13 protein-coding genes and 1 CRISPR repeat array are annotated in these 15540 nt (G+C 64.5%); of the genes, 3 read left to right on the forward strand and 10 right to left on the reverse strand.

Annotated elements, in window-relative coordinates; translation table 11 throughout:
* Positions 1–37: 37 nt before the first annotated feature.
* On the forward strand, positions 38–1258 hold the full coding sequence (locus SALLO_RS0100240) for an alanine dehydrogenase (protein WP_022834329.1): 1221 nt from the start codon (positions 38–40) through the stop codon (positions 1256–1258).
* A 16-nt stretch (positions 1259–1274) separates the two neighbouring features.
* Here the strand turns inward: SALLO_RS0100240 and zwf are convergent, their stop codons facing one another.
* The 6 genes from zwf to recO form a co-directional block, all read right to left on the reverse strand.
* Entirely contained in the window at positions 1275–2729 is a 1455-nt protein-coding gene (gene zwf, locus SALLO_RS14180; RefSeq protein ID WP_022834330.1) for a glucose-6-phosphate dehydrogenase, read from the reverse strand.
* Positions 2730–2794: 65 nt separating this feature from the next.
* The gene (gene gnd, locus SALLO_RS0100250; RefSeq protein WP_022834331.1) at positions 2795–3706 is read right to left on the reverse strand and encodes a phosphogluconate dehydrogenase (NAD(+)-dependent, decarboxylating); all 912 of its coding nucleotides are present in this window, start codon (positions 3704–3706) and stop codon (positions 2795–2797) included.
* A gap of 5 nt (positions 3707–3711) precedes the next feature.
* On the reverse strand, positions 3712–4464 hold the full coding sequence (locus SALLO_RS17480) for an HAD family hydrolase (RefSeq protein WP_022834332.1): 753 nt from the start codon (positions 4462–4464) through the stop codon (positions 3712–3714).
* 12 nt (positions 4465–4476) lie between these two features.
* Positions 4477–5337, reverse strand: coding sequence for a sulfite exporter TauE/SafE family protein (locus tag SALLO_RS0100260; RefSeq protein WP_022834333.1), 861 nt, complete (start codon positions 5335–5337; stop codon positions 4477–4479).
* A 46-nt stretch (positions 5338–5383) separates the two neighbouring features.
* Positions 5384–8149, reverse strand: coding sequence for a bifunctional transaldolase/phosoglucose isomerase (locus SALLO_RS0100265; protein WP_022834334.1), 2766 nt, complete (start codon positions 8147–8149; stop codon positions 5384–5386).
* 782 nt (positions 8150–8931) lie between these two features.
* A CRISPR array of direct repeats spans positions 8932–9354; the repeat unit is 37 nt; unit sequence GTCGGAAGTCTTGCCTCCATTCCAAGAGGATTGAAAC.
* 365 nt (positions 9355–9719) lie between these two features.
* Positions 9720–10484 carry a DNA repair protein RecO gene (recO, locus tag SALLO_RS0100270; protein ID WP_022834335.1) on the reverse strand — a complete coding sequence of 255 codons (765 nt, stop codon included), beginning with the start codon at positions 10482–10484 and terminating at the stop codon, positions 9720–9722.
* A gap of 73 nt (positions 10485–10557) precedes the next feature.
* Here recO and SALLO_RS0100275 point away from each other — a divergent pair, with 73 nt between their 5' ends.
* Complete coding sequence (locus SALLO_RS0100275; protein WP_022834336.1) at positions 10558–10977, forward strand: ComEA family DNA-binding protein; 420 nt, start codon at positions 10558–10560, stop codon at positions 10975–10977.
* Positions 10978–10999: 22 nt separating this feature from the next.
* Here SALLO_RS0100275 and SALLO_RS0100280 read toward each other — a convergent pair whose 3' ends face one another.
* The 3 genes from SALLO_RS0100280 to SALLO_RS18790 form a co-directional block, all read right to left on the reverse strand.
* Positions 11000–12280 (reverse strand): M16 family metallopeptidase, encoded by a 1281-nt coding sequence (locus SALLO_RS0100280; RefSeq protein ID WP_022834337.1) that lies wholly within the window; start codon positions 12278–12280, stop codon positions 11000–11002.
* Positions 12281–12390: 110 nt separating this feature from the next.
* Entirely contained in the window at positions 12391–12948 is a 558-nt protein-coding gene (locus SALLO_RS14190; protein ID WP_022834338.1) for a hypothetical protein, read from the reverse strand.
* Positions 12949–13067: 119 nt separating this feature from the next.
* Complete coding sequence (locus SALLO_RS18790) at positions 13068–13199, reverse strand: hypothetical protein (RefSeq protein ID WP_267283235.1); 132 nt, start codon at positions 13197–13199, stop codon at positions 13068–13070.
* Between the two features lie 252 nt (positions 13200–13451).
* On the opposite strand from SALLO_RS18790, the gene SALLO_RS0100295 reads away from it, so the two are divergent.
* Positions 13452–14636, forward strand: coding sequence for an RNA-guided endonuclease InsQ/TnpB family protein (locus SALLO_RS0100295; RefSeq protein WP_022834340.1), 1185 nt, complete (start codon positions 13452–13454; stop codon positions 14634–14636).
* A gap of 333 nt (positions 14637–14969) precedes the next feature.
* Here the strand turns inward: SALLO_RS0100295 and SALLO_RS0100300 are convergent, their stop codons facing one another.
* Positions 14970–15536: a hypothetical protein gene (locus SALLO_RS0100300; RefSeq protein ID WP_157621099.1), complete on the reverse strand. Its 567-nt coding sequence runs from the start codon at positions 15534–15536 to the stop codon at positions 14970–14972.
* Positions 15537–15540: the final 4 nt, after the last annotated feature.

Here is a 15540-nt window from a genome sequence, read left to right on the forward strand (position 1 = left end):
GCGGGGCATACCTGTCTTTTGGCAATCAACTGCGTTTATGGAAATCCCTTCGCTGCAGGGCCTTGCGAGCGAGCAAGGCCTCATGACGATGGAACGGCGCCTAAAGCGCTCCAGCGATCACGAAGCGTTGCGTATTGGGGTGCCCCGCGAGGTGGCCAACGAGGAGCGCCGCGTGGCGCTTACGCCCACCGGCGCCAGCACCCTGGTGGCCAATGGACACGAGGTGTACGTGGAGCAAGGCGCGGGCCGGCAGGCGCACTTTCAGGACGACGAGTACATGGAGGCGGGCGCCGAGCTGATGGACGGGCCGGGCGACCTGTACGGCCATTGCGACCTCATCGTGAAGGTGGGCCCGCCCGGGGACGACGAGCTCGGCTATCTGCAGGAGCGTCAGTTGCTCATCTCGGCGCTGAACCTGGGCGGCACCACGCCCGATTTTTTGAAGCACCTGATGGACCATCGCATCACGGGCGTCGGGTTCGAGTTCATCCGCGACCCGGACGGTACGTTTCCGCTTATCCGTATGATGCACGAGATTACCGGCTCGATGGCCATCCAGGTGGCGGGGCGCTACCTGGAGAGCAATGCGGGCGGAAAGGGCGTCATGCTGGGCGGCATCTCGGGCGTGCCGCCGGCGACGGTTGTCATTTTGGGCGCGGGCGTGGTGGGCGAGTGGGCCGCGCGGACGGCGCTGGGCTACGGCGCCCACGTCATTGTGCTGGACACCGAGCTCGGCCAGCTGCGCACGCTAGAGCACTACCTCGACCGCCGCGTGACGACGGCCATGGCCAGCGAGCAGTACATCCGGCAGGCGGTGCGCTCGGCCGATGTCGTCATTGGGGCGATGATGTCGGACGGCCAGCGGTCGCCCATGCTCGTGACGGAAGACATGGTGGCCGAGATGACCGCGGGCGGCGTGGTGGTCGATGCGGTGATGGACCAGGGCGGCTGCATCGAGACGAGCCGCCCCACCACCCACTCGAAGCCCATCTTCCGCCGGCACGACATCATTCATTACTGCGTCCCCAACATGCCTTCGAACGCGGCGCGCACGGCCAGCTATGCGCTCACGCACGTGCTGGTGCCGTACCTCATCCGCATCGGCGAGGCGGGCTCCATCAACGAGGCGTTATGGCGCGACGAAGGATTGCGCAATGGCACCTACGTGTACCGCCAGCATCTCACCAAAAAGAGCCTGGCGACCATGTTTGGCATGAGCCACCGCGACATCGAACTCCTCATCGCCTCCGGCATCTGACGGCCGTCGGGAGCGCCTACGCGGCGGCTCCTTCGGACGCGGGCACCGCGCCGTTCGTCCAGCGCGGCAGCAACTGCGCTACCGCCTCCGGCCCCCAGCTTCCGGCCGGGTAGGTGTGCACCGGCAGGTCGGCCGCCAAGAGGGGCGTGTACAGGCGCCACGATGCTTCTACCTCGTCACTATGCACGAACAGCGTCTGATCGCCCGTGATGATGTCGCGGATCAACGTGCTGTATGCGTCGGGAATGGGGCCAAACGCATCTTTGTATCGAAAGTCGAGGCGCTGTGTGGCCAGTTGCATCCCGTCGCCGGGCTTCTTCACCTCAAAGTGCAGATCGAAGCCCTCGTTGGGCTGCAAGGTGATGACGAGCACGTTGGGGTTGACGTCGCACGCGCCGCCGGTTTCCGTTTCAAAGATGGAGACGGGCGCGCAGCGGAAGTGCACGGCAATCTGGGTGCGCTTTTCGGGCAGGCGCTTGCCGGTGCGGAGGTAAAACGGCACGCCCTGCCACCGCCAGTTGTCAACGTACAGCGGAAGGGCCACAAACGTCTCGGTGTCCGAGTCGTCGGGCACGCCGTCTTCGGCGCGGTAGGCGGGCACCTCTTCGTCGGCTACGGTACCGGCATCGTACTGGCCAAAGACAACCTGTGACTTGTCAATGGCCCGCGTGGCCCGCAGCACCTTCACCTTCTCGCCGCGGATGGCGTCTGCACCAAAGGTGGCCGGCGGCTCCATGGCCACAAGCGTAAAGAGCTGCGTGAGGTGGTTTTGCACCATGTCGCGCAGGTGGCCGGCGTCGTCGTAGTACCCGGCGCGCGTGCCCACGCCCAGCGGCTCGGCCACGGTGACCTCGACGCGCTCGATGCGGTCGCGATTCCAGAGCGACTCGAAGATGGCATTGCCAAACCGAAAGGCCAGCAGGTTCTGGACGGTTTCTTTGCCCAGGTAGTGGTCGATGCGGTAGATTTCGTCCTCGGAGAAGTGCCGGTGGATGCGCTCGTTGAGCTGCTGCGCCGAGGCCAGGTCGTGCCCAAACGGCTTTTCGATGACGACGCGCGTCCACCCGTCGCTCGCGTTGAGTCCCACCTCGCCGATGGCCTCCACCGTGTCGCCGTACACCGCCGGCGGCAGCGAGAGGTAAAATACGCGGTTGCCGGGCAGGTCGTGCGCGGCCTCCAGCGCCTCCACGCGGTCGCGGAGGGCATCGTAGCGCTGCGAGTTGGAGCCAATGGATTGGTAGAACAGATGCTCGTCGCACCAGTGGCCCAGCTCCTCGTCCGCGAGCGCATCGCGGGCCTCGGCGCGGAAGTCGTCGTCCGACCACTCCGAGCGGGCCACGCCCAGGATGTAGCACTGCTCGGCGACGCCGGCCTCTTGCATGAGGTGGTACAGCGCGGGCAGCAGCTTGCGCTTGGTGAGGTCGCCGGTGGCGCCAAAGATGACAAACAGGTGCGGATCGATCGGGGCCATGGTTGAATGTCTTGTTCGATTGGTGGGTTACGGACACCGATGGGTCATGCGGCGCGCCAACATCATCAGTCGTTGCTCTCCTTCACGTCGTGGCCGCCAAACTGATTGCGCATGGCTGCCAGCAGCTTGTGCGTGTAGGAGTCTTCCACGCGGGAATTCAGGCGGCTGATGAGCGCATCGGTAATGACCGGCGCCGGCACGTCGAGGTCAATGGCCTCCTTCACGGTCCAGCGGCCCTCGCCCGAGTCGTCCACCCACGGCGCGATGTCGTCCAGGGCATCGCCGTCTTCCAGGGCGCGGGCGGTCAGGTCGAGCAGCCACGAGCGAATGACCGAGCCAAAGCGCCACGTCTCGGCCACCTGATGGAGGTCGAGGTCGAAGTCGTCTTTGGCCTGCAGGATGTCAAATCCTTCGGCATACGCCTGCATGACGCCGTATTCGATGCCGTTGTGCACCATCTTGACGAAGTGCCCGCTGCCCACGGCGCCCATATGCCCCCAGCCCTTGTTGGGCCCCGGCGCGAGCGTTTCGAGGGCCGGACGGAGGACATCGACGGCTTCGTCGGAGCCGCCCACCATCATGCTGTAGCCTTGCTCCAGCCCCCACACGCCGCCCGAGGTGCCCACATCGACGTAGTGAAGGTCCGCGTCGTGCACGCGCTCGGCGCGGCGGAGCGTGTCTTTGTAGTTCGAGTTGCCGCCATCGACGAGGATGTCACCCGCCTCTAGCAGCGGAAGCAACGTGTCGATGGTTTGGTCGACGGGATCGCCGGCCGGCACCATGATCCAGCAGACGCGCGGTGCGTCGAGCCGGTCGACGAGAGCCTCCAGCGTGGGGGCGCCGGCGGCTCCTTCGTCCGTAATGGCGGCGACGGCGTCCTCATTCAGGTCGAAGCCCACCACGTCGTGATCGTCTTGCAAGAGGCGGCGCGTCATGTTGGCACCCATCTTGCCAAGTCCTACCATTCCAAGCGTCATACGGATTAGGCGTCTGATGATTGAGTGTCGAGGAGGGATTGAACCGCTGTTGGCAGCGTGTTCGGATCGTCGACGATCCGGTCGCTGGGCAACAAATCGGCGTCGTACAAGGCGTTTCGGGTAAAGTCTGTCGCAACGGCTATGCAATGCAAGCCGGCGGTTCGGGCAGCCTGCACGCCTGCCGGCGAGTCTTCGATAGCCAACAAATGATCGGGACGAATGCCAAGCGTAACAGCAACGAGCCGATAAATCTCGGGGTGCGGCTTGGTTGCTTGCACGTCATCGGCGGTGGCGATGCAGTCAAACGCATCAGCAAGGCCGAGGGCCTCAAGGACGCGCTCGGTCTGGTCGCGCCGCGAGGTGGTAGCCAGCGCCACGGCACACTGGTTGGAGCGGGCGGCCTGCAACAGGCCGATGGTGTGCGTCCACCGGTGGTCGCGAATGGTGTCGGGGTTGCGCATCATGGCATTGTAGTAGCCGAGACGCACGTTGACGAAGGCCTGCCAGGGTGCGTGTGCTTCACCATCCTGCGCCTCCATGTACTCGTGGGCCGCGTCGGTCAGGTCAAAGCGTTCCATGAGCGTGGTGGCCACATGCTCACGCGAGCGCCCCACCACGTCTCTGTAAGCATTGAGGACAGCGTCTTCAGAGAGGCCATTGGGGCATAGCTCCTCCGCGGCTTGTGCATATGAGCGGGCCTTTAGGCGCTCGGTCTGCACCAGGGTGCCGTCGAGGTCAAACACAAAAGCATCAATCATAGCACGTGAGAATTAGGTCAGAGCCACTTCGGCCAGGAGGATGCCCGAAACCAGGAGAAACAGCACGCCCATCCCGAGCTCTAGCACGCGGTCGGGGATGCGCTCGGCCACCGCAGGCCCCACTTGTCCGCCCACCACCACGCCGGGCACCACCCACAGCAGCAGGTGCAGCAACTGCGTAAGCTGATCGCCGCCGGCACGCACAAACTCGACGACGTGCCCGGCCGAGGCCACGAGGGCCGTTACGGCCACCACAAAGACGCTCGTAGCAATGGCCACGCGGGAGGGAATGCGGCAGCGCTGCAGGAGCAAGTACCCGTTCATCTCGCCTAGACCGGTGGATACCATTCCAATAAACAACCCGCCAATGCCACCGGTGAAGAGTCCTTCAGTGCGATTGAAGACGCGGTAACAGACTTCCTCTCCATCGGAGGGGGTCACGCAGCGCTCGGCTTCGTCGGCATCTACAACGGCATCGTCATTCAGCGCGCTGACTGTTTCCGCATCGGGCGTGCGCACAAAACTGATGGCAACGGCGACCAAGCCCATGCCAAGGATGGTTTTTAGAATGTCGTCGGCGATGAAGTGCGCCGCGTACGTGCCTGCCAGAGCCATAGGTACAGCCACGGCCAAAAGCTGTCCGCCCATTCGATAGTCGATGAGGCGACGGCGGACGTACGAATACAGTCCGCTGCTAAAGCCAAACACTTCGGTGATGAGCCCCGCCCCGATGGCCGTCATGGGGTCGAGGCCCAGCACCAGGATGAAAAACGGCGAGAAAAACGTGGCCCCTTCCACGCCCGAACCAAGCGCCACGGTGGCAAAGACGACGGAAACCGGCAGCATGTACCAGAACTCAAAGAGTCCGTTCATAGTGTGGTTGGTGGGCGTGGAAAGGAGCGTAACGAGCGTGTGGTGGCTACGCTGTCGCTTGGGCCTGTGCATCTTCCAGCGCGGCGATCAGCACAGAGAGCCGCGATGCGGGATCGGGGCCCAGGTGGATGCGCAGCACCGTGCGGTCTTGGTCGCGCAGCGCGTGGTAATCGCCCAGGGCCTGCGCGCGGATCAGCGCCTCGAAGGTGAAGTCCGTTTCAGGCACCGGCACATCGGCCGTGGGCGTGTCCACCAGTTGCAGCACGCGCACCGTGTTGGGGCCGCCCTTGTGCAGCTGCCCGGTCGAGTGCAGGAAGCGCGGGCCGTAGCCCAGGGTGGTGGCTGCCTGCAGGCGGTCGCGCAGGCGGGCTTGCAGGGTATGCAAGGCGTCATCGGTGGAAGCATTCGGGGCGAGATAGGCCTGAACCGACAGGTAGTCGCCCGGCTGCACGGTGCCCATCCACATGCGCAGCGCGTCGGTAAGGGCGGCCGTGTCGGTGCCATCGACGGTGGAGACGGCGTCGCCGGCGGGGTCGTCGCCCGTCATGGCGGCCTTGGCGTGCTTCTTGGCGGCCTCCACGTTCGGCTGGTTGAACGGCTGAATGCCCATCACGGCCCCGGCAGCGGCCACGGCGACCTCCCACACGTACATCTCGCGGGCGAGGTCGGTGGTGTCGCGCAGGGCGATGCGCAGGACCGGGTGGCCGGCTGCTTCGAGCGCATCGAGGGTCTCGTGCAGCGCCTCGTCCTCCGCGCCCTCCAGGTGAAAGTGGATGAACACGCGATCGTCGTCGTAGGCGTCGGGCCCGGCGAGGGGTTCGCCGGCCACCGGCACGAGGCCCACATCATCCTTGCCGGTGCTCTCGGCAATCAGTTGTTCGTGCCAGGCCGGAAGCGCCGCAAGGCCCGCGCTGGGCACAAACGTCAGCTTATCGCGGCCGTCGTTCCAGAGCGCGCCCAGCACCGCGCCCAGTTTGAGGCCGTCGTGCGGAGCTGTCGCGGGCGCCGCGAAGCCCTCCGCCGTTGCCTTGAGGCCCGCCCGAAACAGCAGCCCGTGCAGGTCGGCGCCCATGAGCGCAGCCGGCACGAGGCCAAAGTGCGTGAGTGCCGAGTACCGCCCGCCCACGTCGGGCATGGCTGTAAACACGCGTCGGAAGTTGCGCTCTGCGCCCAACGCCACGAGCTTTGAGCCCGGATCGGTGACCGCGGCGAAGTGGTCGCCCGGCGTGTCGGTAAGGGCCTGTACGCGATCCCAGAAGAAGCGGAAGAACGAGAGCGTTTCAACGGTGGTGCCGCTCTTCGACGCAATCAGAAACAGCGAGCGGTTGAGGTCGAGCGTATCGGCCAGGGCCTCCAGGTGCTCGGGGTGCGTGCTGTCGAGCACGGTGAGCGACGGATAGCCCTCCGCTGCGCCAAACACATCGCTGTACACCTCCGGGGCGAGGCTAGAGCCGCCCATGCCGCACACCACCACGTGGTCAATAGTATCGCGGACGGCATCGGCGAAGGCCGTCAGGTCGGCCAGGTGGCGATTCATGCGGGCGGGCAGCGTGAGCCAGCCCATGCGGTTGGCCAGCTCGGGGGTGTCCACATCGGCCCACAGCGTGGGATCGTGCCGCCAGAAGCGCGCGCCGAAGTCCGCGGCATCCCAGGCCGCCAGTTGCTCCTCAACCGCCGATTCGGTGTCTGCGCTGAGGGCGTAGCGTGCCGGTCCGGTACCGCCTGCAAGCTGCGCGCGCTTCTCCTCAATGGCGTCGAGGAGGTTGTCGAAGGGGCGCACAAATTTGTCGATGCCCTCTTCCTGTAGCGCCTCGGTGACGTCGTCGAGGTCGATGCCGGCGTCGGCCAGCCCAGACAGGACCGCGCGGGCGTCGTCGAGGGTTTCGGTGACGGTCGCCCCGCGCACGGTGCCGTGGTCGCGGAAGGCATCCAGCGTATCCGGCGGAATGGTGTTGACCGTTTCGGGGCCGATGAGCTCCTCTACGTACTGCACATCGGAGCGCTCGGGGTGCTTGGTGCTGGTGGAGGCCCACAGCGGGCGCTGCACGAGCGCGCCTTCCGCGCGGAGGGCGGCAAAGCGATCGCCATGAAAGATTTCTTGGAAGCGCTGATACGCCATCTTGGCGTTGGCAATGGCCACGTCACTTCCGTTGAAGTCGACATCGACATCCTTTTCGTCGAGCAGATCGTCGACCATCACCGCCACGCGGCTCACAAAGAACGAAGCCACCGAGTGGATGCCCGTGGGGTCGTTGGCGCGCTCCAGCCCGCGGATGTAGGCCTCGGCGGTCGCTTCGTAGTGGTCGAGCGAAAACATCAGGGTGATGTTCACATTGATGCCCTCGCTGATGAGCTGCTCGATAGCCGGGATGCCGGCGTCGGTGGCGGGCACCTTAATCATCAGGTTGGGGCGGTTGACGGCGTGCCACAGGCGGCGGGCCTCGGTGATGGTGCCCTCGGTATCGCGGGCCAGGTGGGGCGACACCTCCAGGCTCACGAGGCCGTCGGTGCCGGTCTCCTCAAACACGGGCCGCATGATGTCGGCGGCGCGCTGGATGTCGGCAATGGCGATTTGTTCGTAGAGCGCCTCGGCGGGCGCGTCGGGCTGCGCCTCCACCAGGGCGTGCAGGTCGGCGTCGTACTCGCCGGTGCCGCCAATGGCTTTCTGAAAGATGGACGGGTTGGAGGTCATGCCGCGCAGGTTGTCCTCCGCAATGAGGCGATGCAAGTCGCCGCTTTGCATGAGGCTGCGGCGGATGTAGTCGAGCCAAATCGACTGATCTTCGGCGCGGATGGCATCGGTCGGGGTCATGGCGATAGGCGCATCGTGTCAGAAAGTGGCGTGGGGGCGAGGCAGGCGCACCGCCTCGCACGGAAGTAATATCCCACGAGCCGCGCGACAGGTCCGCCTGCAATGTTACGTTATCCGACCGGGCCGGGCGTTACACGACGGGGCCGATGAAAAGGGTGAGTTGTTTCCGTGCGCTGCGCGTGCAGCTGGGCAGACCACCCCGAATAGCCATCTGAACCATCGACGCTCTATTTTTCATCAACCGCTGTTGTCATTGCGAGCGAACGCAGTGAGCGTGGGGGCCTTTAGGTCATCCTGAAAGCGCAATCTCCCCAGCCGGGCAATCTCCCCAGCCGGGCAATCTCCGCAGTCGGGCAATCTCCGCAGTCGGGCAATCTCCGCAGTCGGGCAATCTCCCCAGCCGGGCAATCTCCGCAGTCGGGCAGTCCACCGCGCCCGTCAGCCCACCGCACAGAAAAAGTGGGCCGCGGCGCTTGACATTCTCCAGCCGCTTACATACCCTGCAATCGTGTGGCGTTGAAATCAGTGCTATGCCATTGAATTCAACGCGCGTTGCAGACCTAAAATGTCCGCTCAAGGCGGGGGGTCTGCGGCACACGCGCAAGATGTTCTTTTACATAGGGTTGCGCAAAATGCCTTCACGATGGCTTCATCAAAAGCCATGAAGCAAGCGCATGCTAGCACAGGGTCTGCGGAAATGACGCCTCCGAGCTACGACCAACGGCCTGCAGCGGCCGCAACCGCTGCCTTTCGCACCGGTATTCACCTCTCTTTCAGGTACCGTCGGAAGTCTTGCCTCCATTCCAAGAGGATTGAAACCAGATGCGTGACGTGTTGAGAACGTGGCTGACCACGCGTCGGAAGTCTTGCCTCCATTCCAAGAGGATTGAAACACCCACTGTTCCTCGACCTGCCCCGCCTCATCGGCGTTTTCGTCGGAAGTCTTGCCTCCATTCCAAGAGGATTGAAACCCCAAAAAGACGTGCCCTATCTCGTGCATGAGTGTGAGCGTCGGAAGTCTTGCCTCCATTCCAAGAGGATTGAAACCACGCGCGGCGTACGTGCTTCTCCGGCACGATGCCCTCGGCAGGTCGGAAGTCTTGCCTCCATTCCAAGAGGATTGAAACTAAAATGACCACTCCATATCTTTTTTATAGGCTTCTTTTACGTCGGAAGTCTTGCCTCCATTCCAAGAGGATTGATGTCTTCCGGCGATGAGGCCTGACCGACGTTTGCGCAGTACCTGTTGTAAATACACAAACGCCTGTCCGCTGCTGCGGGCGGGCGTTTGGTGTTTGGGGGCGATGCGTGCACACCTGCCGTGCGGGCACTCTCCGCAATCGGCCGTTGCCTTCGTACCCGGAGATCGCACCATACATAGAACATAGATATGACCTTCGGCCCCACCACGGGCATGACCTCTGGCCCCATCATAGATATGACCTCCGGCCCCCACGTCATTCCCGCCGGTCGTTGCTCGCGATGACAAGACGGTTAAGCTGTTTTGGGCGTTGGGCGTGCCGTTGCCCCTACCGATCCGAGGGGCCGTTTGGCCATCCCTAACACGTTGTTACTGTGGGGCGCGGAGCTGCTGGATGACCGCGCGGCTTTTGAGGCGGTAGGCGTCCTCGAAGTGGTAGCGGAGGTAGTCGTCGATGAGCTGCCCCACCTCGGCGCGCACATCGGGGGCGAGGCGCATGCGCAGCACATCGGCGAGGGCGGCGCGGGCGAAGACGGCAAAGGCGCGCAGCGCTTCACGCGAGGCCTTGGTGCCGGCCCGCGGACGGCCGTCGAGCGGGTACACGTTGCCGTTGGCGAGCGAGAGCCAGCCGCGGTCGTCGGTGATGGCCGTAATGGAGGCGCGCGTGACGGCGGGCGCCACCCCCATCGCGCCCGACAGGCGGAGCTGCGCGAAGGGCCACACGTTGGCGAGGCGCGGGCCGCCGCGGTGCAGGGCCCGCAAAATATCGATAGCGATATTCAGAACCGGCGGCTGCGGGTCTTCGTCCTCCAGGAGCTGATCGAGCAGCTCCATCACCTGCAGGCCGAGCGTGATGGGCTCGAGCGCGTCGCTGATGCGGTGGAGCGGTTCCACCAGGCTGCTCTCGCTGAGCGTTTGGAGCGTGCGGGTGGGCTTATGATAAAAGACCACCTCGGCATGGGCCATAGGCTGCAACGAAGCGCCGTAGGGGCTCTTGGGGCGGCGCGCGCCGCGGGCCATGACGGCCACCTTGCCGCGCTCGCGGGTAAAGAGCGTGACGATGGCGCTCGTCTCGCCGTAGGCCAAACGGCGCAAAACCAGGGCATCGGTACGAACGATGGAGCGTCCGGGCATGGGGCGTTACAATGGGCAAGGAGCGTGTGTCTGACGTATACGATGCATACCCCTCAGATGTCCACCGGAAGCGATGCAATGGCTTTACGATGTACAGCACCGCCTGTCGATCACGCGCCGGGAAGCGATGGCGCTCCTCACGGTGTCCGCGCTGTTTTGGGGCGGCCTGCTGGTGCAAGAGGCGCAGGAGCGGTGGGCCGTGCCCAAGCGCCCGCCCGCGCTCTACCAAACGGTCAAGGCATCGGGCGTGCCGCCGTCCATGACCGTCCGCACCGCGCCGCGCAAGGTGAACGTGAACACGGCCCCGGCGGCCGCGCTCGAGCGACTGCCCGAGATTGGCCCGGCCCTGGCCCGCCGCATCATGCGCTACCGCGCCGAGCACAACGGCTTTGCCACCGTCGACGAACTCGATGCGGTGAGCGGCATCGGCCCCAAGACGCTCGCTACGCTGCGCCCCTTGGTGGTGCTGCGCGACTCGGCCGCGGCCCGGTAAGCAGGCGCGCCGGTCCTCCCGGCTATGCCGCCTGGGCCGCCTCGGGCACCGTGCCCGCCAGCGTGATGTGGAGATCGTCGGGACGTAGGTAGCGGCGCACGGCGCTGTTCACATCGTCAAGGGAGAGCGCCCGCACGTCGTCGGGGAAGCGGTCGAGGTACGTCATTGGGAAGCCGCGTTCCGCGTTGGTCAGGATGGCGTGGGCGAGGCGGCGCGTGGTGGAGAGGCCCACCACGTACGATCCGGTGATGGTGGTTTTTTTGGCGTCGAGTTCCTCGGCCGTCGCGCCCTCGTCGACGAAGCGGCGAATCTCGTTGCGCGTGGCCGCGATGCCGGGCGCGCAGGCCTCCTGGCTGAGCGCGACCGAGATGCGCCAGTGGCCGCTGTAGCGCGTGGTGATGCCCTGGAGGCCCGAGCCAATGCCGTAGGTAAGGCCTTTTTCGTCACGCACATGGGCCATGAGGCGCGCCGAAAAGTTGCCGCCCAGGATGTAGTTGCCCACGTAGAGCGCCACGTAGTCGTCGCTGTCGCGGCGCAGCGGCAGGGCGTGGCCCATGCGCACGTCGATGCTGTCGCGGTCGGGCATGGCGTACACCGCGCGGCCCGCGGGCTCCGGATCGGCGGCGGTGGCATGCGACGGCGTGGCGTCGTGCGGGGCCCAGTCGCCAAAGGCAGCGCGCACGGCCCCTTCCACATGGGAGCGGTCCAGGTCGCCCACCACGGCAAGCGCAAAGTCGGTCGCGCCCACGTGGGCGGCGTGATACTGCTGCACGTCCTCCACCGTAAGGTCCTGCAGGGCGGCGACTTGCTCCTCCAGCGGGGCGTTGTAGTTGGGATGCGCGGGGGGGTAGAGGCGCCGCGTAAGCAGGCCGTGCGCCTGCGTGCCGGTATCTTGCATCTGCTGCTGCAGGTTGGCCAGGGCTTGCGCCTTCGCCTTCTCAAACTCGGCCGCGTCAAAGGCAGGCGTTCGGAGCATCTCGGCCAATAGCTCCAGCACCACCGGCACATCCTCGGCGAGGGCCCGCCCGGAGACGTCCACGTACAGGCCGTCGCTCGATACGTTGAGCTGCGCGCCGGTGTCCTCCAAGACCCGCGAAAGCGCAAACCGATCGCGCTGCTCGGTGCCTTTGTCCAGCATTGCAACCATCAGCTGCTGGGTGAGGTCGTCGCCCGCGCGGATGTTTGGGTAGGTGAGGAACGAGCCGCGCCACGACACCACGCGGTCGACGGGCGTTTCGAGGGTGAGCAGGCGGCACGGGCCCACGGAGCGATCGTGGATGCGTTCAGCAAAGGGAGCAGACATGAACGAAGAGCTTGGTAAACAAAACGTGCGGACCGTCCATCATACGCATAGCGCACGGGAAGGTCCGCACGAGGGCGGCACGTCATGATGCGGTAGCGGCTGCGACGGCTTTACGGCTGCCGGTGCCGCACGGGCTTCGGGTCGGTGAGGTTAAAGCGCTTCGCCACCGCCTCGTAGTTCGACCAGTCGACGGTTGCGTAGTTGACGTTTGCATCGCCGTCGAGGATGACGAACTTCACCACGGTCTGCTCGGGCAGCGTGTCAAACGCAATTTCATTGGACACCTCGTAGAACACATCCACGAACCCCTGCTCGAAGGCATAGCCAAGCGTCACGGTGTAATCGACGGCCGGCAGATCGGGCGACTCGACGCCATAGGTGTAGGGCAGGGCGGTCCAGGTGCCCTGCTCGCGGAAGTAGGCCTGCACGAGGCCGTTGCGCACGACGCTCGGCGTTATCTCGGGCGCGTCGTACCGGATGGAGGCCACCGTGCCGTTGAAGGCTGCCTCGCTCAGGAAGAAATCGACCACAAAGCTGGTGGTTGATGCATCGCCCGGCGGTCCGGGCGGCCCAGGAGGCCCCGGCGGCCCGGGCGGGCCCTGATCGCAGGCCAAAAGCCCGAGGACAAGAACGGCAAGCGTGGCAAGGCGTGTTAGCAAGCGGCGCATGCGTTGGTTGGCGAGTGATGAAACGGGTGACGATCCCCACGTTGGGTGGGGCCCATCAAGCCGCTGGCAGTGCGGCGATCGTCACACCGCCAGCGGCGCAGGTCTTCGCGCGGAGGGCGTCATGGGCACACAGGTGGCGCGGCCGACGGGTCGGGGGCGGCGCCAAACCATACCACGGCGAAGCCCTCGTGCATGCCCACGCCCATGGCCTTCCAGTCCATGTCCCGCCACGAGCCGGCGTTGACTAACACGCGGTTGTGGGCGGGGCTATCCTTCCAGAGGGCGAGGGCTGCGGTGGGCGTGCCAACCCCTTCCGCCGCTATCTCATAACCTTTTCCTTGGTACCCCGCGATCTCCTGCGGCTTGTAGTATTGGGAGAGCGCGAGAGGGCTGTAAAACCCCCGCTTTTAGGCGGGTGATGCAGGACCCTCTCGCTGTGAGTACGCGAGTTCGCATGCGAGCGCACAAAACCTTACAGGTATGTGCTCACTTAAGAAAACACCATGCGATACAACACAGCCTACAAGTTTCGTTTCTATCCAACCGCCGAGCAGAAGGTGGCGCTGGCCGAGGTGTTCGGCCACACGCGCTATGTCTGGAACTGGGCGCTCAATCTTCGCACGCGGAGCTACTACGACGAAGGAAAAAGCCTCACCTACACGGCGACCTCGAAGCGTCTCACCAAATTGAAACGCGACGACGACCACCAGTGGCTTCGCAACGTGTCGAGCGTCGCGCTGCAACAGAAACTCCGTGACCTGGAACAGGCGTTTCAGAACTTTTTCGGCGGCAGAGCGGGCTACCCCAACTTCAAACGCAAGCATGGGAAGCAGACGGCCCGCTTCGCCTCCAACGCCTTCACGCTCTACGGGAAGAGCCTGAGCGTAGCGAAGGTGCCGGGCGAACTCAACGTGCGGTGGAGCCGGGATCTCCCGGACACCTGCAAAGTCACGAGCGTCACGCTCACGAAAAACCCGTCGGGCCGCTACTTCGTGAGCCTCACCTGCACCGAAGAGAAAGAGCCGCTGCCGGAGACCGACACAGCCGTCGGCATTGACCTCGGCATCACCGATGTCGTCGTGACCTCCGATGGCTCCAAGAGCGGCAACCCGAAGCACCTCAAAGAAGACCTGCATCGTCTTCGCAAAGCACAACGTCGGCTGTCGCGCAAAAAGAAAGGAAGCGAAAACTGGAAAAAGCAGAAACGCAGAGTAGCGCGTCTGCACGCGAAGATTGCGGACAAACGAAACGACTTCCTTCACAAGCTTTCCCGCAAAATCGTTGACGAAAACCAAGTCATCGCGCTGGAGACGTTGAATGTGAAGGGGATGCAGCAAAATAGAAATCTGTCCCGATCTATTGCCGACACCGGCTGGTCTACGCTCGTTCGATACATCGAATACAAAGCCAAGTGGGCCGGTCGCACCGTCGTCAAGATCGACCGTTGGTTTCCGTCCACGAAGCGGTGCTCCGAATGCGGGCACGTCGGGGAGACGAAACCGCTGTCGGTTCGGCATTGGCAATGTGAAGCGTGCGGCGAACGTCATGATCGGGACGTAAACGCTGCGAAAAACATTCGTACCGCCGGGCTGGCGGGAGCGCAGAAATCTCTGCGCGAGGACTGTGAAGGACGCGGTAAGACCCACAAAGCCTTTGTGCGAAGTGGGCACGGTCCGGTGAAGCAGTAAGTCTTTTGCGTGAGCAAGAATCCTCGCTCTTTAGGGCGGGGAGAAGTCAATCCACATGCATTGTGCCTGTGCATGACCGGGGGGGTAGCAGCAGGCCGACCACGGGCCATCAGCCGACCAGCTGTGCAGGTTGCAGGCGTCGCACCCAAATGCGCCGCCCTTGTGGGGGGCATGCGTGGCCAGATCGCGCACGTGAGCGCGGGCTACGGTGGGAAGCTTCGCAGAGGGTGGTACCGGCGAGAGGCCCTGAGTGCGGCGGTATGCCTGGGTGCGCTTAACCAGGCGCTGCTCGCGGCCGGAGAGGCAGGCGACTGCTTGGGTTGCTGCAACCGGCTAGGGGTGTGGGGGCCGGCAGACGTTAGCGCGGCATTGGGCCGCTTCGTCGCAGCGCCGGCCGCCGCACCGGATTACATCATAGCCTACGGGATCTTGCATGTACGTTGCGATCGTACCCACCGAAGCGGCCACATCGGTCATGAGCGACCAGGCGCCGCTGCCGCGTCCCGGCTGCTTGCCCCATGACACCCGCTGCCAGCTCGTGGGGCGGTACCGGTGGGCAAACTGCCCGGCAATTTCTACGGTCGCCGAATCGGTAACGACGACGTTGAGCCGCACAAGAAGGGTGTCGTTCATCGCAACGCCCTCGGTGCGCAGGTAGCGGGCCTCGCGGTCGACGACATCGAGGGGCAAGGAGGCGCGGCGCGCGACTTTCACGACGCGATCCATGGCCATGCGCGGGGTAGCGGTGCTACCCGCCATTGCGACAACCACGTCGTCGCCGTCAAACACCCAGCCGCCCTGGGCCAGCATTCCGCCACTTCGGCATCCGATAAGACCGAGCAGGAGCAGGGGTGTGCAAAGGAGAACAAAGCGATTGTAGCGCTGGACACGTGAGGGCATAGGA

The sequence above is a fragment of the Salisaeta longa DSM 21114 genome (genome assembly GCF_000419585.1).
Taxonomy (GTDB): Bacteria; Bacteroidota; Rhodothermia; order Rhodothermales; family Salinibacteraceae; genus Salisaeta; species Salisaeta longa.